This window comes from Bradyrhizobium sp. 141 (assembly GCF_023074055.1).
Lineage (GTDB): Bacteria > Pseudomonadota > Alphaproteobacteria > Rhizobiales > Xanthobacteraceae > Bradyrhizobium.
Genome location: NZ_JADPKR010000104.1, coordinates 91,763 through 112,319, shown reverse-complemented (window position 1 = coordinate 112,319; position 20,557 = coordinate 91,763). Strand labels below are relative to the sequence as shown.

Here is a 20,557-nt window from a genome sequence, read left to right as displayed (position 1 = left end):
TTGCGAAACTGGCCGGGTGGCCAGGACAGGGATAGGCCTCCGTAGCACCACGGCCGACGAACATGTGATTGGGACCGCCTCACGGGAACGTGTAGCAATCGCCTGAACATTGCGCCGCACGGCCTTAAGCCTTTTGAGCGAGTCCTGACTGATGACCATCGATCTCACCCGCCGTACCCTGCTGCAACTCGCCGGCGCGACCTCGCTTGCAATGGCAGCCGCGGCTGCGGCGCGCGCCGAGGGCGCTCCGCAGGGCGGCGGGCCGACCTATGCCAGCCGCACGCCGATGCGGGTCGGCATGGTGACGCTCCGGGTGAAGAATCTCGACAAGGTTGCGGATTACTACCGCGACGTGATCGGGCTCACCGTGATGGAGCGTTCGGGAGCCGCCGCCAGGCTCGGCACATCAGGCATCACGCTGCTGGTGCTGGAAGCCCGTCCCGATGCGGCAATCGAGCCGCGCAACGCCGCCGGCCTCTACCACACCGCCTTCCTGATGCCGACCCGCAAGGACCTGGCGCGCTGGCTTGTTCACGCCGCCTCGCACCGCGTGAAGCTGTCGGGCTTTGCCGATCATCTCGTCAGCGAGTCCGTTTATCTCGACGACCCCGAAGGCAACGGCATCGAGGTCTATGCTGACCGTGATCCCTCGCAATGGCAGTGGAGCGAGGGCAGCGTGAAGATGGCGAGCGACGAGCTCAACATCCCCGATTTGCTGTCGCTGACCAACACGCGCGTGCCTGATTATGCCAAAGCGCCGGATGGACTACGCATCGGCCACATGCATCTGCGTGTCGGCGATCTTGCTCAGGCCGGAAACTTCTATCATGGCAACATCGGCCTCGATCCGACCCGCAGCCGCAGCGGCGCGGCGTTCCTGTCGTCGGGCCGTTATCATCATCACCTTGGAATGAACGTCTGGCAGAGCCAGGGCGCGGGCCAGCGCGACGATCAGATGACGGGCCTTGCCTGGTTCTCGCTGGTGACGGAGAAGCCGGACATTCTCGCCGCGCAGGAGGAGCGCCTGCGCAAGGGCGGCGTGCGGGTGACAACGCTCGCCAGCGGCGTGGAGGCCGCCGATCCCTGGGGCACGAAGGTGCGGCTTCTCAGGGTTTGATCGCGAGCGCGGGCGTTGGTAAAGACCCAGCAGGCGCAAACCAGCGCTCGGGGTCCTCACCGACATGTCCGAATTCCACGGCGTCTTTCCCTATCTCGTCTCGCCCGTCAATGCCGATGGCGCGGTCCGCACCGAAGTCCTCGGCAAGCTCTGCGACGATCTGATCGGCGCCGGCGTGCATGGGCTGACGCCGCTCGGCTCGACCGGCGAATTCGCCTATCTCAATGCCGCGCAACGGACCGCGGTCGTGCGGACCACCATCGAGGCCGCGAAGGGCCGCGTGCCTGTCATCGCGGGCGTCGCCTCGACCTCGACGGCGGATGCTGTGGCGCAGGCGAAAGCGTACCAGAAACTCGGCGCCGACGGCATCCTGGCGATTCTGGAGGCCTATTTTCCGCTCACTGACGCCCAGGTCGAATCCTACTTCCGCGCCATCGCGGACGCGGTGGACATTCCCGTCGTCATCTACACCAATCCGCAATTCCAGCGCTCCGATCTCACCCTCGACATCATCGCACGCCTCGCCAAGCATCCGCGCATCGGCTACATCAAGGACGCCTCGACCAATACGGGCCGGCTGCTCTCGATCATGAACCGCTGCGGCGATTCCTTGCGCGTGTTCTCGGCCTCCGCCCATATCCCGGCTGCGGTGATGCTGATCGGCGGCTTCGGCTGGATGGCAGGCCCGGCCTGCATCATCCCGCGCCAGAGCGTCGCGCTCTACGACCTCTGTAAGGCCGGCCGTTGGGACGAGGCCATGGCGCTGCAGCGGCGGCTGTGGCGCATCAACGAGGCCTTCGCCCGCTTCAACCTCGCCGCCTGCATCAAGGCGGGGCTGGCGAGCCAGGGCTACGAGGTCGGCGATCCCGTCCCGCCGCAGGCTCCGCTGACGGCGGAGGCGCGTAAGGTGGTGGAATCGGCGTTGCGCGAGCTGACATAGTTTGTTGCCACGCGGCAATATGCCCCGGCACCCGTGTGGGCGCCAAAAAAGCCCTTAGCTGCCCGACTGAGAAACTTCCGTGCGTTTGCGACGTTGCTGCGTGAGCCCGGGTCTGTCACGCCATGCATGTGCATCCCAGGCTGGATTCAGCACAAGACCGGTGATCACCGATGAATCGTCGCTATGCGATTGCCGCGGCAGCCTTTGCCGCCCTGCTGCTCGCCGTCACTGCCGCGAAGATTCTGCATGTCCCGATCCTGCATGTCCCATGGGCGGCGTCCTCCGCACGTGCGGTCGAGCAGCGCGGGCCGCTGTCCGATGGCGAAAAGGCGACCATCGACATCTTCGAACGCGTGTCGCCTTCGGTCGTCCAGGTGGCGGTGAAATCGACGGCCAGTCCTCTCATGGGCGAGGAAGGGCAGGGCGGCGCGTCCGGCACGGGATTCGTCTGGGACCGCGAGGGGCACCTCGTGACGAACAATCACGTCGTGGCCAATGGCGGCGAGATCGCCGTGCGCTTTGCATCGGGCGAGGTGGCTGAGGTCGACCTTGTCGGCACCGCCCCCAATTACGATCTTGCAGTGCTGCGGATCCGCAGCGTGCGCCAGCTTCCGCCTCCGATTGCGCTCGGCAGTTCGAACGACCTGAAGGTCGGGCAATCCGCTTTCGCAATCGGCAATCCCTTCGGGCTGGACCAGTCGATGACGAGCGGCATCATCAGCGCGCTCAAGCGCAGGCTTCCGACCCATGGCGGCCGGGAGATTGCCAACGTCATCCAGACCGATGCCGCGATCAACCCGGGCAATTCGGGCGGACCGCTGCTGGATTCCGCCGGCCGGCTGATCGGCGTCACGACGGCGATCATCTCGCCGTCGGGGTCGAACGCCGGCATCGGCTTTGCGGTGCCGGTCGATGTCGTGAACCGGATTGTCCCCGAGCTCATCCGCAGCGGCCGGGTGCCAACGCCCGGCATTGGGATCGTGGCCGCCGGCGAGGATGTTTCGACGCGGCTTGGCGTCGAAGGCGTGATCGTGGTGCGGACGGCCCCCGGCAGTCCTGCCGAGCGGGCCGGGATTCGCGGCGTCAATTTATCGACCGGCGCGGTCGGAGACATCATCACAGGGGTCGAAGGCAAGCCGGTGCGGCGCCTCTCCGACCTGACCGATGCGCTCGAACAGGCCGGGGCGGGGAAGACCGTTCGCCTCACGGTCAAGCGCGGCTCGGACAGCCGCGACGTGAATGTGGGCATCATCGACATCGAGCGTTCCTGACACCCCGGCAATCTGCGCCAGCAAGGGCCCTGATGCGCATTGCAGATGTGCCGCGGCTCGGTTGTCTGGCCCGTAAAATCGGCTAAAACCCCCGCGGTCGTTTTCCGGATTTCAAGGATAGAGCGGAATGAACATTCTTCCCGGCAATTTGCGTTTCGGAGCGGGGCAGCCCGTCAAGCGTTTGGAAGATCAGCGGCTGCTCACCGGGAAGGGACAATTCATCGACGACAAGCCGCAGGACGGCGCGCTGTGGTTGCACGTGCTGCGCTCGCCGCATGCCCACGCCAAGATCGCCTCGATCGACACCAGCGCGGCCGCCGCGATGCCCGGCGTTGCCGCGATCTACACCGGCGCCGACCTCGTCAAGGACGACGTCGGCAGCATCCCGACGCTGAGCATCTTCAAGCGCCCCGACGGCAAGCCGATGACGGTGCCGCCGCGCCGGCTGCTGGCCCACGAGATCGTGCGTTACGCCGGTGAGGCCGTGGCTGCCGTGGTGGCGTCATCGCGCGTGGAGGCGCAGAGCGCGGCCGAGGCGATCGTGATCGAATATGACGTGCAGCCCGCGGTGGTCGATCCGGTCGAGGCCGTCAAGCCCGGTGCGCCCGTGGTATGGCCCGAGGCGCCCGACAACATCGTCGGCGCCATGAGCTATGGCGATGCCGCCAAGGTGGACGAGGCTTTTGCCAGGGCGGCGCACACCGTCGAGCTCGATCTCGTCAGCCAGCGCCTCGTGCCGTCCGCGATGGAGCCACGCTCGACCATTGCCGAGATCGACAAGAAGACCGGACGTCTCCTGTTGCATGTGCAGTCGCAGACCCCGGCCTCGACCCGTGACGTGCTGGCGGAAGCCGTGCTCAAGCGTCCCAAGGACAGCGTCCGCGTGCTGGTCGGCGACATCGGCGGCGGCTTTGGCCAGAAGACCAACCTCTATCCCGAGGACGGCATCGTCGCCTATGCCGCGACCAAGCTGAACAAGAAGATCCGCTGGCGCGGCGACCGCACCGACGAGTTCGTCGGCGGCACCCACGGCCGCGATCTCACCTCGACGGCGTCCTTCGCGCTGGATGAAAAGGGCAAGGTGCTGGCCTATCGCGTCAAGTCGATCGGCTGCACCGGCGCCTATTCCTCGGGCGCGGCGAATATCATCCCGCTGGTGCTCGGGCCGTTCGTGCAGACCGGCGTCTACGACCTGCCGCTGGTGCATTTCGAGGTGAAGTCGGTGATGACCCACACCGCGCCCGTCGGCGCCTATCGCGGCGCGGGCCGCCCTGAGGCAGTCTTCATCGTCGAGCGCCTGTTCGACGCCGCCGCGCGAAAGATCGGCATCGATCCGCGTGCGATCCGCAAAGCCAACTACATCAAGCCGGCGCAGCTGCCCTACACCAATGCGGCGGGGCAGGTTTACGATTCCGGCGCCTTCGCCCACATGCTCGACCGCGCCGTGAAGCTGGCGGATTGGGACGGGTTTGCCGCGCGCAAGAAGGCGGCCAAGAAGAAGGGCCTGCTCTACGGCCGCGGTCTCACCTCCTACATCGAATGGACCGGCGGCCGCGCCCACACCGAGAAGGTCAGCCTGCACGCGACCTCTCAAGGGCGCGTCGTGCTGCATTCCGGCACCATGGCGATGGGGCAGGGCTTGCAGACCACCTACACCCAGATGATCTCCGACACGCTCGGCATCGCCATGGACAAGATCGACGTGGTCCAGGGCGACACTGATCTTGCGATGGGCTTCGGCAGCGTCGGCTCGCGCTCGCTGTTCGTCGGCGGCACGGCGGTCGCGGTCTCCTCCAACGATCTGATCCAGAAGGCGCGCGAGAAGGCGGCCAACGTGCTGGAGACCTCGGTCGAGGACATCGAGTATCAGGGCGGCATGCTCACCGTGGTCGGCACCGATCGCCGCATCAGCCTGTTCGACATCGCCGAGAAGGAGGGCGGCGCCAGGCTCAGCGTCGATTCCGAAGGCGAGGTCGACGGTCCGAGCTGGCCCAACGGCACGCATATCTGCGAGGTCGAGATCGATCCGGAGACCGGCGTTTCCAAGGTCGTGCGCTACACCACGGTCGACGACGTCGGCGTCGCCGTGAACCCGATGCTGGTGACGGGGCAGATTCATGGCGGCGTCGCGCAGGGCATCGGTCAGGCGCTGTATGAGGGCGTCTCCTACGATGCCGACGGCCAGCTCCTCACCGCGAGCTACCAGGATTATTGCATCCCGCGCGCCGACGACGTTCCGCCGATCGTGGTGACGCTGGATGATTCCGCGCCCTGCCGCACCAATCCGCTCGGTGCCAAGGGTTGCGGCGAATCCGGCGCCATCGGCGGCCCGCCTTGCGTCACCAACGGCGTGATGGACGCCCTCGCCGATCTCGGCATCACCCAGCTGAATACGCCGCTGACGCCGCAGAAGGTGTGGCAGGCGATCCGGGATGCGAAGGCGGGTTAGCGCTTTCAAGTGCATCGTCATTGCGAGCGCAGCGAAGCAATCCAGAAATCCCTCCCTGGAAGGATACTGGATTGCTTCGTCGCAAGAGCTCCTCGCAATGACGGAGGAGAGAGCCTCAGCCCTCAAATCCCCAGCATCATCTTCGCGATAATATCGCGCTGGATTTCCGACGTGCCGCCGAAGATCGTGTAGGCGCGGCCGTTGAGATATTCCGGCACCACCGTCAGCATCTCCTCAGGCGTCGCCGGCTCGTGGTTGAGCTGGTAGAGCGGGCGCATCGGCTCGACGGCGAGCGCGTCATGGCCGATCACGTCGGCGCCCAGCCGCGTCACGGCCTGCCGGATCTCGCTGTTGCGCAGCTTCAGGATCGACGACACCGCGCCGGGATTTTGCCCCGTCTGCAGCGCCGAGAGCACGCGCAGCTCGGTCATCTCCAGTGCGTCGATGTCGATTTCGACCTCCGAGATGCGCGTCGCGATATCGGGGCTGTCGATCGCGCGGCCGGTCAGGTCGGACTCGGCCAGATCCGCGATCGCCTTCAGCCCCTCGCGTAGCTTCGCCGAGGCAATGCCCGAGCCGCGCTCGAATTCGAGCAGATATTTGCCGTAGGTCCAGCCCTTGCCTTCCTCGCCGACGCGGTTGGTCATGGGCACGCGCACGTCGTCGAAGAACACCTGGTTGACCTCGTGGTCGCCGCCGATGGTGAGAATGGGACGCGTGGTGATGCCCGGCGTCTTCATGTCGATCAGGATGAAGCTGATGCCGTCCTGCTGCCGCGGCCCGTCGCTGGTGCGCACCAGCGCGAACATGCGGTTGGCATGATGCGCATGCGTGGTCCAGATCTTGGTGCCGTTGATGATGTAATCGTCGCCGTCGCGCACCGCGCGCGTCTTCAGCGAGGAGAGGTCGGAGCCGGAGCCCGGTTCGGAATAGCCCTGGCACCAATAATCCTCGCCCGAGAGAATCCGCGGCAGGTAGAAATTCTTCTGCGCCTCGCTGCCGAAGCCGATGATCACGGGCCCGACCATCTTCACGCCCATCACGTTGACATTGGGCACGCCGGCGCGTGCGGACTCGGTCTCGAAGATCCAGCGCTGCGCCGGCGTCCAGTCCGGCCCGCCGTGCTCGACCGGCCAGCCTGGCGCGCCCCAGCCCTGCCGGTGCAGCGCACGCTGCCAGGCCATGCCGATGTCGGGATCGGAAAACACCGACGGCGTCAGCGCGGTCGCGCGCTTCATCTCCTCGGTGAGATTCTTCGCGATGAAAGCGCGCACCTCGCTCTGGAAGGCGCGCTCCTCGGCATTGAACGTGAAGTCCATGAGGCTCTCCCAGTATCAGGCCCTGCGGCCAAGCTCGGCGTGGCGAGCGTAATGGTGCGCGCTGCCGCCGAACAGCGTGTCGAAGGCGACGAGACGCTTGAAATAGGCGCCGACCTCGAGCTCCTCGGTGACGCCCATGCCGCCGTGAAGCTGGATCGACTGCTCGCCGACGAAGCGGGCGCATTTGCCGATCTTCGCCTTCGCGCCGGAGGCGGCCCGCGCGCGCTCGACCGGCGGGCTGTCGGCCTTCAGCGCGGCGCGCAGCGCCATCGAGCGGGATTCATCGACCTGCATCGCCATGTCGGCGAGGCGATGGCGGATGACCTGGTTGGCCGACAGCGGCCGGCCGAACTGCTTTCGGATCTTGGTGTATTCGAGCGTCGTCTCGAGCAGCGTCTGCATGATGCCGACGGCTTCCGCAGCTAACGCGGCCATGGCGCCATCAACGGCCCATTCAATCGTGGGCAGCGCGTCGCTGCCGTCGCCGAGCAGGGCATCCTCGGGCAGATGCACGTCGGACAGCCCGATGTTGCAGGCGCGTCCGCCGCCGAGACGCGCGTAGTCGGAGATGGCGAGGCCCTCCGCCGTCGCCGGCACCACGAACAGGCCGATCCGCCTCGAAGGGCCGTGATGGTCATGGATGAGCGCGGAGACGATGATCTCATCGGCGGCATGCCCGTCGAGAACGGCGATCTTGCTGCCGACGAGGCGCCAGCCCTGTGCCGTCTTGTTGGCGCTGGTGGCGACCTTGGCGAGATCGAACCGTGCAGCGCGCTCGGAATGTGCAAACGCAAGCTTCAGTGATCCGTCCGCCACCTTGGGCAGGCTCGTCTGTTTCTGTTCATTGGTGCCGCATCTGGCGATCAGTGCGGCTCCCAGCACCACGGTCGCGACATAGGGCTCCGACACCAGCCCGCGCCCGAAGGCTTCCATCAGGATGCCGATCTCGACCGCGCTGCCGCCGAGCCCGTCGAACTCTTCAGGCAGCGGCAGCGCCAGCCAGCCGAGCTCTGCGAATTGTTTCCACACCACAGGGCTGAAGCCGAGCGGATCGTTCGCCATCTTGCGGCGATGATCGGCATCGTAGCTTCCGGCCACGAAGCGCTCCGCGCTCTCGCGCAGCAGCCTTTGCTCGTCACTGAGATTGAGGTCCATCGTGTCTACTCCGCCGCAGCCGGCGGCTTGCGCACGGAGGGATGCAGGCCTGAGGGATCGACGATCATGCCGAACTCCTGAAGATTGTGCGCGTGGCAGAGCTGATGCAGCGCAAAGGCCTGGTCGATCGCGGCGGGCTGGCCCATCACGTCGACCGAGCGGTTCACAGCTTCCTTGGTCATCTTCAGCGCGAAGGACGGCTTTGCCGCAATCCGCCTCGCCAGCTCCAGCACGCGCGACGACAGTTCCGCGCGCGGCACGATTTGATTGACCATGCCGAGCTGGTGCGCTTCCTGCGCGCTCCAGTTGTCGGCGGTGAACAGGAACTCCTTGGCCTTGCGCGGGCCGAGCTCCCAGGGGTGCACGAACCATTCGACCCCGCAGACGCCCATGGTGACGACGGGATCACAGAACTGCGCATCGTCGCTGGCGATGATGAGATCGCAGGCCCAGGCCAGCATCAGCCCGCCGGCGATGCACTTGCCGTGGACCTCGGCAATTGTGGGCTTGGCGAGATTGCGCCAGCGCCGCGTGATCTGGAGATAGATTTCCTGCTCGCGCGCGAAGCGGCCATGGGCATTTGGTTCAGCAAAACCGCCCCAATTTCCGGTCGGTGGAAAATCGACGCCGGCGTTGTTCTTGCCACCGGGACGCAGATCGTGGCCGGACGAGAAGTGCGGGCCGTTACCGGCGAGGATGATCACCTTGACCGAATCGTCCTGCACCGCCGCGTCGAAGGCGGCGTTAAGGTCGTAGGTCATTTGCAAGTTCTGCGCGTTGCGCGCCTCCGGCCGGTTCATCACGACCCGGGTGATCGCCGGATCCGGCCTCTCCACGAGGATGGTCTCGAACGAGGTCATGACGTTTCCCCCCGGTGTTCTGTCTTATCGTTTGGTCGAGTTGACTATGTCGGTCAGAGATAGGCAAGAGGCTTGCGTCAGTCGGCTGGCGTATGGACACGCACATGCCGGGGCGCGAAGCGAACCCGGAATCTCGAGATTCTCAGGTGCGCAACCGCGCACCGTAGCTCGATGCTTCGCATCGCCCCGGAATGAGGGAACAAATCTCGACACTCCGCGTGTCCGATCTGGTAGTTTGCACCAGATTCCACCGGGAGAAATTTAATGCGCAAGATCCTGACCGTGCTGGCGGCGCTGGCCTCGCTGAGCCTCACCAATTGCGGCTACAACGCGATTCAGAGCGAGGACGAGCAGATCAAGGGCAACTGGTCCGAGGTTGTGAACCAGTATCAGCGCCGCGCCGACCTCGTGCCCAACCTCGTCAACTCGGTGAAGGGCTTTGCGCAGCAGGAGAAGGACGTGCTGCTCGGGGTCACCAATGCGCGCGCCAAGGTCGGCAGCATCCAGGCAACGCCCGAGGTGCTGAACGATCCGGCCGCCTTCCAGAAGTTCCAAGCCGCCCAAGGCGAGCTTTCGAGCGCGCTCTCGCGGCTGCTGGTCGTCACCGAGAACTACCCGCAGCTCAAGTCGGACGCGTTGTTCAAGGACCTGATGTCGCAGCTCGAGGGCACCGAGAACCGCATCACGGTGGCGCGCAACCGCTACATCAAGGCGGTGCAGGATTATAACGTCACCATCCGCTCCTTCCCGAGCAACCTCACTGCGATGATGTTCGGCTACAAGGAGAAGCCGAACTTCTCGGTCGCAAACGAGAAGGAGATCTCGACCGCGCCGAAGGTGGACTTCAACCCGGCGCCGGCGCCGTCGAAGTAAGCGCGTTCTGGCTCCGATGGACACCACACGCTCCGCTGTCATTCCCCGCGAAAGCGGGGAATCCAGTAAGCCGCGGCACCTCCGTATCCCGCCGGCGTCTCTGGAATACTGGATCGCCCGGTCAAGCCGGGCGATGACACTGAGTGTCTGGCGTGTGGCCATCGTTGCGGCGCTCTTTCTGGCCCTCACTTTCCCCGCCTCTGCTGACGTCGCCATCCCCCAACTCACCGGCCGCGTGGTCGATCAGACCGGGACTCTCTCCAGCGCCGACGTCGCCTCGCTGTCGCAAAAGCTCCGCGACTTCGAGACGCGCAAGGGCAGCCAGATCGCCGTCCTGATCGTGCCGACCACGCAGCCGGAGACGATCGAGCAGTTCTCGATCCGCGTCGCGGAGGCCTGGAAGATCGGACGCAAGAAGGTCGACGACGGCGCGGTCCTCGTCGTCGCCAAGAACGACCGGCATTTGCGCATCGAGGTCGGTTACGGCCTCGAGGGCGCGCTCACCGACGTCACCTCGCGGCGGATCATCGACGAGATCATCACGCCGAAGTTCCGCACGGGCGATTTCGGCGGCGGCATCTCGGATGGGGTCGATCGCATGATCGGCGTCATCGACGGCGAGCCGCTGCCGGTTCCGTCTCCCACCGTGAACTTCGGCAATCTGGACGATCTCGCGCCGATCTTCATCGTGACGCTGTTCGCCTCGATCGGGGTCGGCGGGTTCTTCCGGGCGATGCTGGGGCGGCTGCTCGGATCCTTGCTGACCGGGGGCATCATTGCGGCGATCACCTGGTTCATCCTCGGCTCTGCCGCGCTCGCCGCGGCTGTCGGACTCCTCGGCTTCATCATCGGATTTGTCGCCGATCTGTTTTCGGCGATCACGCCGGGCACCGGCCGCTCGCGCGGCGGCTCGTGGTCGAGCGGTAGCTCGGGAGGCGGCTGGAGCAGCGGATCGTCTTCCAGCGACAGCGGCAGCTTCAGCGGCGGCGGAGGCAGTTTCGGCGGCGGCGGCGCCTCGGGGAGCTGGTAGCGGATATGAGCATCAAGCGCATTGCCAGGCATCTCGTGCAGCATCATTGGCGGGCAAAGCAAATCTTTCCGCCAGCCGTGCTCGCCCGCATCGAGCAGGCGATCAAGCGAGGCGAAGACACCCATTCGGGCCAGGTCCGCTTCGTGGTTGAAGGCGCACTTGACGGCCGTCCCCTGTTCCGCAATCAGCCGGCGCGAGCGCGTGCGCTCGACGTGTTCTCGCACCTGCGCATCTGGGACACCGCGCACAACAACGGCGTCCTGATCTATCTCCTGCTTGCCGACCGCGACGTCGAGATCGTTGCCGATCGCGGCATCGACGCGAAGGTAGGCGTCGAGGGGTGGGAGAGCATCTGTCGCGCGATGGAGACCGAGTTCGCTTCTAGCCAGTTCGAGCGCGGCGTGATCGCCGGCATCGAGACGGTCTCGCGCGAGCTGGCGCGGCATTTCCCGCCGCAGGGCCCGCATGCGAATGAGCTGCCGGATGCGCCGGTCGTGATGTGACGGAGCGTGATCGTTGCATAGCGTCATTCCCCCGCCGTTCATCTTCGCTCGATTACAATTTGTTTCACGCCCGCCACACCGGTTCCATCTTCCCGGCCAAATTCGGCCCCGGATGACTTCCTAAAATTTCGGTAAGCGGGTCCGCAGGTAAGGATTTCGCAAGCTATGAAAGTTACCAAAAGGTCAACCCAGACTGGAGTATTTGAGCCGTGAGCGAACCAGTGCCCGAGCAGGCTGCCCAAAAGACTGGCGAACAGGCCGGCGTCGTCGAAGCTGCTGCGACCGCGCCGCAGGCCGTCGAGGCCGCTGGGATCGAGGCTCCCTCGATTGCCCCCGACCACGAGGCGCCGCCCAAAGCTGATCCAGTCAAGCCCGATCCGGTGAAGGTCGAGCCGCCGAAGATCGAGGCTTCACGGATCGATGTGCCGAAGCTCGAAGCCAAAGCCGAGACCAAGCCCGAGCCGAAGCCCGGCAAGCTCATCGTCATGGCGCCCTCGGAGCGGTCGTGGAACGGCTCTTGGGACCGCGAGGATTTCGCCCCGCATGTGAAGGCGGACGAGCCGCGCGAGGCCGGCGGCAAGCGGCGCCTGTCGGCGATGGCCGCGGTGGTGGCGATTGCCGCTTGCGTCGGCGCGATCAGTGGCGCGCTTGCGACCGCGGGCATGATGCATTTCGCCGCCCCGGCCCAGGCGCCGGTACAGGTCGCCGACACCGGCGCGCTGGATGCTTCGGTCGCGCGGATCGATGCCGACCTCGTCGCGCTGAAGGCCAGTGTCGAGCACAGCTCGAAAACCGGCGTCAGCCAGTTCAATCGCGCCAATGACCGCCTCGACAAGCTCGAGAAGGCGCAGGCCGAGCCGATGGCCAGGATCGCAAAACTGTCCGAGACCGTCGACAAGCTCCGCGCCACGCCGCCCGCCGCGCCTGCGCAGGCTGCAGCCGCGGCGCCCGCCAAGGAGACCACCGGCTCGATCGCGCCGACCCAGGTTGCGACCGCCGCCGCCGCCGCACCGGTGCCCGCCGCGCCGAAGACCGAGGTCGGCCGTCTGCCGACGATCGAGGGCTGGAGGCTGCGCAACGCCGCCAATGGCGGCGCGCTGATCGAGGGCCGCGACGGTCTCTACGAGGTCTATCCCGGCGATCCCATCCCCGGCGTTGGCCGCGTCGATGCGATCCGCCGCCAGGACGGCCGCTGGGTGGTCGTCACCAGCAAGGGCCTGATCGTCGCACGCTGAGCGTTCGATATTCGACTTCCAAAGAGGCGCTTCACCACTGTGTGAGGCGCCTTTTTGCTTGAATAGGCATCCCGACGCGGTGTTACCTAAGGCATGAGCCGCGCGTTGCGAATTCTCGTTGCTGCCGCCTCGTTGTTTGGCGGTGCCGCCTCGCTATCGGCAGCGGACACCGCGCCGATGACGCGCGGCACGGCAATCACCGATCCCGAGCTGCTGCGCAGGCTCGATGAGGCCGACGCGCTCACGATCCCGCGCCTGTTGTCGCCGGAGCGGGAGGCGGGCCGTCCGCTCACGACCGACCTGCTGTTTTCGGAGCTGTCGCAGCTCAAGGATGTTCCGCCAGCGATCGACGCGGAGTTCGACCGCTACATCGCCCAGCGGAAGGCGGACTATCCGACCGAGACCATCGGCGTCGGCGAAGGTTTTGATGTGCAGCTGTTCGACCGGACTGTGCTCAATTCCCGCGACACGCGTTTCGTGCTCGCCGGTATCGTCAACCGCATGGACCGCGCCTATGTCTCGGAAGAGTCCTGCGGCGAAATCCGCTTGATCTACCGGCTCGCGCGTTTCGACGGCGGCAAGACCGCGACGCGCCTGCCGATGACATTCAATCTGGTGATGAAGGCGAGAGATGCACGCCAGACGGATGCGGACGGCAAACCGATCACCTGCGCCGAGGTCGCGCGGCGCTGGCTCGACAATGGCGATTGGCAAGGGCTGATCGGCAGTCGCTTCCACCCCACTGATGCCATGCTCGATCGCATCGAGACCAACATCCAGCTCTCGGTCGCCGCGAAGTCGGCGCTGCACGATTTCCGCTCTGACTATCTGCTCAAGGTGTTCAAGTACGATGCGGCGACGAAACAGTTCGTGGAAGCGGTGTTGGAGAACCAGATCGACCGCGACCGCATCCTCTCCGACGATGCGCTTCGGCGCGACTTCAAGGCCTGGCTGCTCGCACCCGAGAACTTGCGCGAATTCGATCGCGGCACGGTGCTGATCCCGGAAAGATTCCTAGCCAGGGCTGCGGTGGTGCCGACGCCCGCCGGCCTCGATGCCTCGGCGCTGCAGCCGGAGTTCGGCATGGTGCAAGGAGAAGGAAAAGGCGAGGGCCGCGACGACCCGGTCTTCACCGACAACGACGTGGTCGGCGCGTTGAAGCAGGCGGCCACGCGCGGGGACATGCAGAACATCCGTTCGGTCGCAGGGTTCCAGCGCCGTCTCAACGACGTCACCTGCTCAGGCTGCCACCAGACCCGAGGCGTCGGCGGCTTCCATTTCCCCGGCGTCGATTGGCTCGCGGACAGGCCGTCCAACGCTTCTCTCGTGCCGGCCTCGCCGCATTTCTTCGGCGACCAGCTCCGCCGCCGCGACATCCTGACTGCGTTTGTCGCGGGCAAACGCCCTGATTTCTCACGCGGATTTGCCAGCCGGCCGCAGACGCGCGGCAGTCGCGAGCTTGTGGGGAGCGAATATCAAGACGGCTGGGGAGCGCATTGTTCCCTGCAAGATGCGGGATCGGGAACGCTCGACAAGAGTTTTACGTCATGGAGCTGTGCTAACGGTCTCACCTGTCAGGCTGCCGCGGCCTCACGACGCATCGGCATGTGCTTCATCAAGACGCGTTAAGCCAACAAGCGATTTGGATGATTCATGACGGACACGGGCAACGCCAACAAAGCGCGCAATCGCGAGATTGCGCGCAATGAAGAAGTCAAGCAGGTCACCGGCAGTGCCCGCGTGAGCATCTGGGCGATCGCGATGGCCGTCATCGTCGGCGGGATTCTGTTCACACTCGGCTGGTTGGGGCTCAGGTAAGCCGCGCTCTCCTTCGTCATGCCCGGGCTTGTCCCGGGCATCCACGTTCTCGTATCCGAGCTAAAGATCGTGGATGGCCGGGACAAGCCCGGCCATGACGGCACTGAAGCCTTGGCGCGAGCACCTTCACTTCGCGTAGTTCGTCATCCGCTTCCCCGGCAGCAACTCGTACGCCGGCTTCCAGCCCGGCAGTGCGGCCATGCGGCCGAGCCAGGCGTGGATGGCAGGATGGCTTGCCGCGAAATCGAAGCCGTGCTCGTCGCTGGGATAGTGCAGATAGGCCATCATCGAGATATCGGCGACCGTCGGCCTCGCGCCGATCGCGAATGCATTGTGCTGGAGGTGTCCGTCGAGAATGCCGAGGAAATCCTCGAGCCGGCGGCGGAAATGCTTCAGCACCTGCGGGTCGTTCTTCTCGGTGAAGGCCCGCATGAAGCGATAGGTCGCCATGTAGCCGGTGAGCTTGTGGTTGTCCCAGAACAGCCAGCGCAGCAGCTCGAACTTTTCGTCCGCCGTCTCGCCGCCGAAGCGTCCGTATTGCTCGGCGAGCTTGAGCAGAAGCGGCGCAGTCTGCGTCATTTTCACGCCGTCGATTTCGAGCACGGGAATCTCCCCCATCGGATTCACGGCCTTGCGCCATTCAGCCGTGCGCGTGACGCCGCCGCCGAAGTCGGTCCAGACCCCCTCGAACGGCTCGCCGCAAAGCGTCAGCATCAGCGCCAGCTTGTAGCTGTTGCCGGATTCGGGGAAGTAGTGCAGGCGGTAGCTGGGCATGCGGACCTCGCGGCATTGGGTGTTTTTGCCGATTGTTATATCGGGATAGCCCCACATCGTCATTGCGAGCGTAGCGAAGCAATCCAGCGATGCATCCGCGGTGGGATTCTGGATTGCTTCGCTGCGCTCGCAATGACGGTGGCGCGCCGCCTTAACCGACGGCCCCCGAACTCCGCAGCTGCTTGATCGCCGCCTCGTCGTATCCCGCGCCGCGCAAAATCTCGTCACTGTGCTCGCCCACGGCGGGCGGCTTGCGCGGCTTAACCTTCTTGGCGCCGTCGATCCAGATCGGACTGTTGATGGTGAGCATGGTGTCGTTCTCGAACGGCACCAGCACCTCGTTGTCGAGCATCTGCTTGTCGTTCGGGATGTCGTCGAGAATGGCGACGACGCCGAACACGAGGCCGCTGCCGTCGAGGATCCCGCGCCATTCGGCGAGATCTTTGGTTGCAAAGGTGTCGTCCAGGATCTTGATCAGCTCCACCGAGCGGGCGTGGCGGTCCGCCTTGGTGGCGAAGCGGGGATCATTGATCAGGTCCTCGCGCCCCAGGCATTTGGCCAGCGTCGGAAACTGCTTCTCCTCGCTCAGCAGCGACAGGATCAACCAGCGGCCGTCCTTGCACTGGTAGTGGTTGGCGACTGCGTTGAGTGCGCGCTCGCGCGGACGGCGCTCGCCGAACTTGGCGCCGCAGAGCTTTGCCTGCGCCAGCACGCTCGCCGCCCACACCCCGTTCGCCATCAGATTGGAGGCGACATGCGAGCCCTTGCCGGTCTTCTCGCGCTGATAGAGCGCGGTGACGATGGCGCCGTAGAACGCCATGGCGCAGGGGTGGTCGCCCATGCCGGCGACGGAGCGGGCCGGGGTCGTGTCGGTGTCGGCGCGCACGAGGTCCATCAGGCCGGAGCGTGCCCAATAGGCGTTGCTGTCGAAGCCGGGCTTGTTGGCCTCCTCGCCCTTCTCGCCATAGCCGGTGAAGGAGGCGTAGATCAGCCGGTCGTTGAGATGGGCGAGGTGGTCATAGGTGATGCCGAGCTTGGCGCGCACCGGCGGCGGCATGTTGGTGATGAAGACGTCGGCCTCTTCGACCAGCTTGTAGAGCACGGCCTGTGCTTCGGGCTTTGCGAGATCGAGCGCGATGCTCTTCTTGTTGCGGGCTTCCAGCAGCCAGGCGAAATTGTGCTCGCCTGAGGGATAGCCCGGCAGGTTCGGCAGATTGCGGTAGGGATCGCCGGCACCGGGCGGTTCGATCTTGATGACGTCGGCGCCGAAATCCGACAGCACGGTCGCTGCCGCGGGCGCTGCGATGAAGCTCGCGCAGTCCAGAACCTTCAGGCCTGAAAAGATGCCTTTTTCCATCGCAGCGTCGCTCCCTCGCTCTTGTCGTTTCCCGCGCGCTGGAATTGGCGCGGGAGTTTCACGAGAGCATTAGACCGATGTTTCCGCGGGATGCAACGGCGTGGGGCGCAGGGCCTCACTCCTCCCCCGCAAGCAGCGCAGCATTGCCGCCGGCTGCGGCGGTGTTGATCGTCACCGTCTGCTCGGTCGCAAAGCGCGCGAGATAGTGCGGGCCGCCGGCCTTGGGGCCGGTTCCGGACAGGCCGTTGCCGCCGAACGGCTGCACGCCGACCACGGCGCCGATCATGTTGCGGTTGACATAGATGTTGCCGACCTGAAAGCGGTCGATGATGGCTTCGATGGTGTCGTCGATGCGGGAGTGGACGCCGAGGGTCAGCCCGTAGCCGCTGCGCTCGATTGCCTGCAGCACGCGTTCGAGGGTCTCCGCACGATAGCGCACCACATGCAGGATCGGACCGAACACTTCCTCGGTGAGCTGGCCGGCGTCCTTGAGCTCGAAGATGTGCGGTGCGACGAAGCAACCCTCCGGCGCGGTGCCGGCAAAGTGCGGCCGCGCCTCGCGCGTCATCCGCGCGATATGCGTATCCAGTCGCTGCTTGGCCTCCGCGTCGATCACCGGACCGACATGAGTTGCGACGTCGCGGGGATCGCCGATCTTCAACTCGCGTGCGGCGCCTGCGATCATCTCGATCATGCGGTCGGCGACGTCCTCCTGCACGAACAGCAGCCGCAGCGCCGAGCAGCGCTGGCCGGCGGAACGGAACGCGGAAGTGACGACGTCGTCCGCGACTTGTTCGGGCAGCGCGGTGGCATCCGCGATCATGGCGTTGATGCCGCCGGTCTCCGCGATCAGCGGCACGATCGGCCCGTCCTTGGCAGCGAGCGTCCGGTTGATCAAGCGCGCGACCTCGGTCGAGCCGGTGAAGACGACACCGGCAATATCGGGATGTGCCGTCAGGGCCGCGCCGATCTTGCCGTCGCCGGTGACGAGATGTAGCGCGCCCTTGGGGATGCCGGCCTCGTGCAGCAGGGCCACGGCTTCGCGCGCGATCCGCGGCGTCTGCTCGGCGGGTTTTGCCACTACGCTGTTGCCGGCCATCAACGCGGCCGTGACCTGGCCCAGGAAGATCGCCAGCGGAAAATTCCACGGCGAGATCGCAACGAAGACGCCGCGGCCGCGCATCGCGAGCGCATTGCTCTCGCCGGTCGGACCCGGCAAGGCGGCGTCGCTTCCGAACAATTTTCGGCCCTGCGCGGCATAATAGCGGCAGAAGTCGGCGGCTTCGCGCAGTTCCGACAGCGCATCGTCCAGCGTCTTGCCGCCCTCGGCCTGCAGCAGCGCGATGAAACGGGCACCGCGGCTCTCCAACAGATGCGCGGCCTGCTCCAGCGCCGCGGCGCGCACGGCTGCCGGCGTCCGGCTCCAGGCGGCAAAGCCTGCGCGCGCAGCAGTCACCGCCGCGTTGGCCTGATCCGGCGTGGCATCGGCGATCGGCTTGAGGTCAGCCGTCTCGGCTTTCACGTCAGCCAGCAACTGATCAAGCGCGGCGCGCGCGCCGAATTCGACGCCGCGCGAATTGCGCCGCTCCGGCGCAAAGAGATCGCCGGGCAGCGGAATCTTGGGATGGGCCGCCTGTTGCGGCCGGACGATGGCATCCGCCGGGCGTCGCAACAGCGCTGGCACCGGCACGCGATAATCAGCGGCCTGCGCCACGAAGGAGGAGTTGGCGCCGTTCTCGAGCAGCCGCCGCACCAGATAGGCCAGCAGGTCGCGATGGCTGCCGACCGGCGCATAGGTGCGGTAGGCGATCTCTGGGTGATCCTGGGCAAGCTGCTCGTACAGCGCTTCGCCCATGCCGTGCAGGCGCTGGAATTCGAAGCCGCCGCCATCTTGCGCGAGCTCCAGCACGGTCGCGACCGTCAGCGCATTGTGCGTGGCGAATTGCGGGAAGATGCGGGGCCGCAAGGCCAGCAGCTTCGTCGCGCAGGCGACGAAGTTGAGATCCGTCATCGCCTTGCGCGTGAACACGGGATAGCCGTCGAGCCCGCGCTCCTGTGCGCGCTTGATCTCGGTGTCCCAATAGGCGCCCTTGACGAGGCGCACCATCAGCTTGCGGTCATGCGCGCGGGCGAGCTCATCGACATAGTCGATCACCGCGCTGGCGCGTTTCTGATAGGCCTGGATCGCGAGGCCAAATCCATCCCAGCCGGCAAGTGACGTATCGGCGAGCGTTGCCGCGATCACGTCGAGCGACAACTCCAGCCGGTCGGCTTCCTCGGCATCGACGGTGAAGTTGAGGTCATGGGCCTTGGCGCGCTGCGCGAGGTCCAGCAGCAGCGGCACCAGCTCGGCCATCACCCGCTCGCGGCTGATCGCCTCGAAGCGCGGATGCAGTGCTGAGAGCTTGACCGAGATGCCGGGCCGGTCGGGCAGGGGATGGTTGCCCGCCGCCTTGCCGATGGTTTCGATTGCGCTGGCATAGGCATCGAAATAGCGCTTGGCATCCGCCGCCGTGCGCGCGGCCTCGCCGAGCATGTCGAAGGAATAGCGCGGCTTCTGGCCGGAGCGCGGACGGCCCCGCTCCAGCGCCTGCTCGATGGTCTCGCCGAGCACGAAATGATTGCCCATCAGCCGCATCGCCTGGCGCGTGGCGGTGCGCACCGCCGGCGCGCCGAGCCGCTTCACCAGCCGGCCGATGGTGCCGTCGGGCGTCTCGCCGGGCTGGATCACCCGCGCCGACAGGCCGAGCGCCCAGGCCGAGGCGTTGACCAGAAAGGCGGTGGACTTGGTCTCGTGGTGGATGAAGTCACCCTCGCCGAGCTTGTCCTCGATGAACTGGTCGGCAGTGCGCGCATCGGGCACGCGCAGCAGCGCCTCTGCCAGCACCATCAGCGCGAGCCCCTCCTTGGTCGACAGCGCGAACTCCCGCAGCATGTCCTCGACCCCACCAAGCCGGTCGTCGCGCTTGCGGATCGCCTCGATCAACCGCGTCGCGGTGCGGTCGATCCGCGCCTCCTGCGGCGGGGCCAGATGCGACGCCGGCAACAGCCGCGCGGCGATCTCGACATCATCGGGCGCGTAGGGAGCGGTGAAGGGAGGCGGGATGTTCGGCATGGCGGCTCCTGTAGCTCAATTCCAGGATAATGCCGGAGCTACCGTAGTTCGATAGACAATCGAGCTCGTTTGCCGTAAAAAATGAAGACTATAACGCGTTTGGCCTCATAAACCATGGAACTCGATCGGATCGACCGGAAAATCCTCTCGATTTTGCAGGAGGACGGACGAATCGCCAATGTCGACCTCGCCGAGCGCATCGGGCTGTCGCCGACCTCGATCGGCGAGCGGCTGAAGCGGTTGCAGCGGGAGGGCTTTGTCGAGGGCTATGGCGCGCGGCTCAATCCGCACCGGCTCGGCCTCGGGCTCCTGGTGTTCGTCGAAGTGCTGCTCGACAAGACCACGCCGGATAATTTCGAGCGGTTTGCGCGCGCGGTGAAACTCGCGCCCGAGGTACTGGAGTGTCACATGGTTGCCGGCGGCTTCGACTATCTTGTGAAAGCGCGGCTGGCAGACATGACCGCCTATCGACGCTTCCTCGGCGAGACCCTGCTGTCGATGCCGGGTGTGCGCGAGACGCGGACCTATGCGGTGATGGAAGAGATCAAGCGCGACGCACCGTTGCCGGTGGGCTGACGAAATGCCGTCGCGATTGTCATTGCTGTGGCGTTGAACGAGCGGTCTTCGCGCGAAAAATAGCTCTCCGTGTGCAATCGCAACGCCTGTCGTCGAATGCACTCACCGTCTTCTAAAATTTTCTTGGCCCGGCTTCCCGGACAGATCCGGGAGGCAGCAAAGGCT

At 65.6% G+C, this 20,557-nt stretch carries 17 protein-coding genes; 11 read left to right on the top strand and 6 right to left on the bottom strand.

Annotation, left to right across the window (positions count from 1 at the left end; translation table 11 throughout):
• The first annotated feature begins 151 nt into the window (after positions 1–151).
• The 4 genes from IVA81_RS33590 (at position 152) to IVA81_RS33575 (ending at position 5,777) form a co-directional block, all read left to right on the top strand.
• Positions 152–1,117 (top strand): VOC family protein, encoded by a 966-nt coding sequence (locus IVA81_RS33590; protein ID WP_247326248.1) that lies wholly within the window; start codon positions 152–154, stop codon positions 1,115–1,117.
• 64 nt (positions 1,118–1,181) lie between these two features.
• Entirely contained in the window at positions 1,182–2,057 is an 876-nt protein-coding gene (locus IVA81_RS33585) for a dihydrodipicolinate synthase family protein (protein WP_247326247.1), read from the top strand.
• A 170-nt stretch (positions 2,058–2,227) separates the two neighbouring features.
• Positions 2,228–3,328 (top strand): trypsin-like peptidase domain-containing protein, encoded by a 1,101-nt coding sequence (locus IVA81_RS33580; RefSeq protein WP_247326246.1) that lies wholly within the window; start codon positions 2,228–2,230, stop codon positions 3,326–3,328.
• A gap of 127 nt (positions 3,329–3,455) precedes the next feature.
• Positions 3,456–5,777 carry a xanthine dehydrogenase family protein molybdopterin-binding subunit gene (locus tag IVA81_RS33575; protein ID WP_247326245.1) on the top strand — a complete coding sequence of 774 codons (2,322 nt, stop codon included), beginning with the start codon at positions 3,456–3,458 and terminating at the stop codon, positions 5,775–5,777.
• Positions 5,778–5,899: 122 nt separating this feature from the next.
• Here IVA81_RS33575 and IVA81_RS33570 read toward each other — a convergent pair whose 3' ends face one another.
• The 3 genes from IVA81_RS33570 to IVA81_RS33560 are packed head-to-tail and all read right to left on the bottom strand — an operon-like array spanning position 5,900 to position 9,111.
• The gene (locus IVA81_RS33570; RefSeq protein WP_247326244.1) at positions 5,900–7,096 is read right to left on the bottom strand and encodes an acyl-CoA dehydrogenase family protein; all 1,197 of its coding nucleotides are present in this window, start codon (positions 7,094–7,096) and stop codon (positions 5,900–5,902) included.
• Positions 7,097–7,111: 15 nt separating this feature from the next.
• Positions 7,112–8,251 carry an acyl-CoA dehydrogenase gene (locus IVA81_RS33565; RefSeq protein ID WP_247326243.1) on the bottom strand — a complete coding sequence of 380 codons (1,140 nt, stop codon included), beginning with the start codon at positions 8,249–8,251 and terminating at the stop codon, positions 7,112–7,114.
• Between the two features lie 5 nt (positions 8,252–8,256).
• The gene (locus tag IVA81_RS33560) at positions 8,257–9,111 is read right to left on the bottom strand and encodes an enoyl-CoA hydratase (RefSeq protein ID WP_247326242.1); all 855 of its coding nucleotides are present in this window, start codon (positions 9,109–9,111) and stop codon (positions 8,257–8,259) included.
• A gap of 264 nt (positions 9,112–9,375) precedes the next feature.
• Between IVA81_RS33560 and IVA81_RS33555 the strand changes: the two genes are divergently transcribed.
• From IVA81_RS33555 to IVA81_RS33530, 6 genes are all read left to right on the top strand, one after another.
• Positions 9,376–9,984, top strand: coding sequence for a LemA family protein (locus IVA81_RS33555; RefSeq protein ID WP_246928152.1), 609 nt, complete (start codon positions 9,376–9,378; stop codon positions 9,982–9,984).
• Positions 9,985–10,117: 133 nt separating this feature from the next.
• Positions 10,118–11,014 carry a YgcG family protein gene (locus tag IVA81_RS33550; RefSeq protein ID WP_247326241.1) on the top strand — a complete coding sequence of 299 codons (897 nt, stop codon included), beginning with the start codon at positions 10,118–10,120 and terminating at the stop codon, positions 11,012–11,014.
• A 5-nt stretch (positions 11,015–11,019) separates the two neighbouring features.
• A complete protein-coding gene (locus IVA81_RS33545) occupies positions 11,020–11,517 on the top strand; it encodes a TPM domain-containing protein (protein ID WP_247326239.1) in 498 nt (165 codons plus the stop codon).
• 221 nt (positions 11,518–11,738) lie between these two features.
• Positions 11,739–12,752 carry a hypothetical protein gene (locus tag IVA81_RS33540; protein WP_247326279.1) on the top strand — a complete coding sequence of 338 codons (1,014 nt, stop codon included), beginning with the start codon at positions 11,739–11,741 and terminating at the stop codon, positions 12,750–12,752.
• A 93-nt stretch (positions 12,753–12,845) separates the two neighbouring features.
• The gene (locus tag IVA81_RS33535) at positions 12,846–14,381 is read left to right on the top strand and encodes a hypothetical protein (protein ID WP_247326236.1); all 1,536 of its coding nucleotides are present in this window, start codon (positions 12,846–12,848) and stop codon (positions 14,379–14,381) included.
• 24 nt (positions 14,382–14,405) lie between these two features.
• On the top strand, positions 14,406–14,570 hold the full coding sequence (locus IVA81_RS33530; protein WP_247326234.1) for a hypothetical protein: 165 nt from the start codon (positions 14,406–14,408) through the stop codon (positions 14,568–14,570).
• Between the two features lie 126 nt (positions 14,571–14,696).
• Here IVA81_RS33530 and IVA81_RS33525 read toward each other — a convergent pair whose 3' ends face one another.
• From IVA81_RS33525 to putA, 3 genes are all read right to left on the bottom strand, one after another.
• Positions 14,697–15,344, bottom strand: a complete 648-nt coding sequence (locus IVA81_RS33525) for a glutathione S-transferase family protein (protein ID WP_247326232.1) — start codon at positions 15,342–15,344, stop codon at positions 14,697–14,699.
• Positions 15,345–15,495: 151 nt separating this feature from the next.
• Entirely contained in the window at positions 15,496–16,701 is a 1,206-nt protein-coding gene (locus IVA81_RS33520) for a CoA transferase (protein WP_247326231.1), read from the bottom strand.
• A gap of 115 nt (positions 16,702–16,816) precedes the next feature.
• Positions 16,817–19,816, bottom strand: a complete 3,000-nt coding sequence (putA, locus tag IVA81_RS33515; RefSeq protein ID WP_247326230.1) for a bifunctional proline dehydrogenase/L-glutamate gamma-semialdehyde dehydrogenase PutA — start codon at positions 19,814–19,816, stop codon at positions 16,817–16,819.
• A 114-nt stretch (positions 19,817–19,930) separates the two neighbouring features.
• On the opposite strand from putA, the gene IVA81_RS33510 reads away from it, so the two are divergent.
• Positions 19,931–20,392, top strand: a complete 462-nt coding sequence (locus IVA81_RS33510; RefSeq protein ID WP_063196983.1) for an Lrp/AsnC ligand binding domain-containing protein — start codon at positions 19,931–19,933, stop codon at positions 20,390–20,392.
• The last annotated feature ends 165 nt before the right edge of the window (positions 20,393–20,557 follow it).

What these genes read in the sequence shown, in the direction of transcription:
- IVA81_RS33565 (WP_247326243.1), bottom strand. Translation starts at nt 8,251, where the DNA reads ATGGACCTCAATCTCAGTGACGAGCAAAGGCTGCTGCGCGAGAGCGCG.
- IVA81_RS33555 (WP_246928152.1), top strand. Translation starts at nt 9,376, where the DNA reads ATGCGCAAGATCCTGACCGTGCTGGCGGCGCTGGCCTCGCTGAGCCTC.
- IVA81_RS33520 (WP_247326231.1), bottom strand. Translation starts at nt 16,701, where the DNA reads ATGGAAAAAGGCATCTTTTCAGGCCTGAAGGTTCTGGACTGCGCGAGC.
- IVA81_RS33550 (WP_247326241.1), top strand. Translation starts at nt 10,118, where the DNA reads ATGACACTGAGTGTCTGGCGTGTGGCCATCGTTGCGGCGCTCTTTCTG.
- IVA81_RS33530 (WP_247326234.1), top strand. Translation starts at nt 14,406, where the DNA reads ATGACGGACACGGGCAACGCCAACAAAGCGCGCAATCGCGAGATTGCG.
- IVA81_RS33510 (WP_063196983.1), top strand. Translation starts at nt 19,931, where the DNA reads ATGGAACTCGATCGGATCGACCGGAAAATCCTCTCGATTTTGCAGGAG.
- IVA81_RS33575 (WP_247326245.1), top strand. Translation starts at nt 3,456, where the DNA reads ATGAACATTCTTCCCGGCAATTTGCGTTTCGGAGCGGGGCAGCCCGTC.
- IVA81_RS33560 (WP_247326242.1), bottom strand. Translation starts at nt 9,111, where the DNA reads ATGACCTCGTTCGAGACCATCCTCGTGGAGAGGCCGGATCCGGCGATC.
- IVA81_RS33545 (WP_247326239.1), top strand. Translation starts at nt 11,020, where the DNA reads ATGAGCATCAAGCGCATTGCCAGGCATCTCGTGCAGCATCATTGGCGG.
- IVA81_RS33580 (WP_247326246.1), top strand. Translation starts at nt 2,228, where the DNA reads ATGAATCGTCGCTATGCGATTGCCGCGGCAGCCTTTGCCGCCCTGCTG.
- IVA81_RS33525 (WP_247326232.1), bottom strand. Translation starts at nt 15,344, where the DNA reads ATGCCCAGCTACCGCCTGCACTACTTCCCCGAATCCGGCAACAGCTAC.
- IVA81_RS33590 (WP_247326248.1), top strand. Translation starts at nt 152, where the DNA reads ATGACCATCGATCTCACCCGCCGTACCCTGCTGCAACTCGCCGGCGCG.
- IVA81_RS33570 (WP_247326244.1), bottom strand. Translation starts at nt 7,096, where the DNA reads ATGGACTTCACGTTCAATGCCGAGGAGCGCGCCTTCCAGAGCGAGGTG.
- IVA81_RS33585 (WP_247326247.1), top strand. Translation starts at nt 1,182, where the DNA reads ATGTCCGAATTCCACGGCGTCTTTCCCTATCTCGTCTCGCCCGTCAAT.
- putA (WP_247326230.1), bottom strand. Translation starts at nt 19,816, where the DNA reads ATGCCGAACATCCCGCCTCCCTTCACCGCTCCCTACGCGCCCGATGAT.
- IVA81_RS33535 (WP_247326236.1), top strand. Translation starts at nt 12,846, where the DNA reads ATGAGCCGCGCGTTGCGAATTCTCGTTGCTGCCGCCTCGTTGTTTGGC.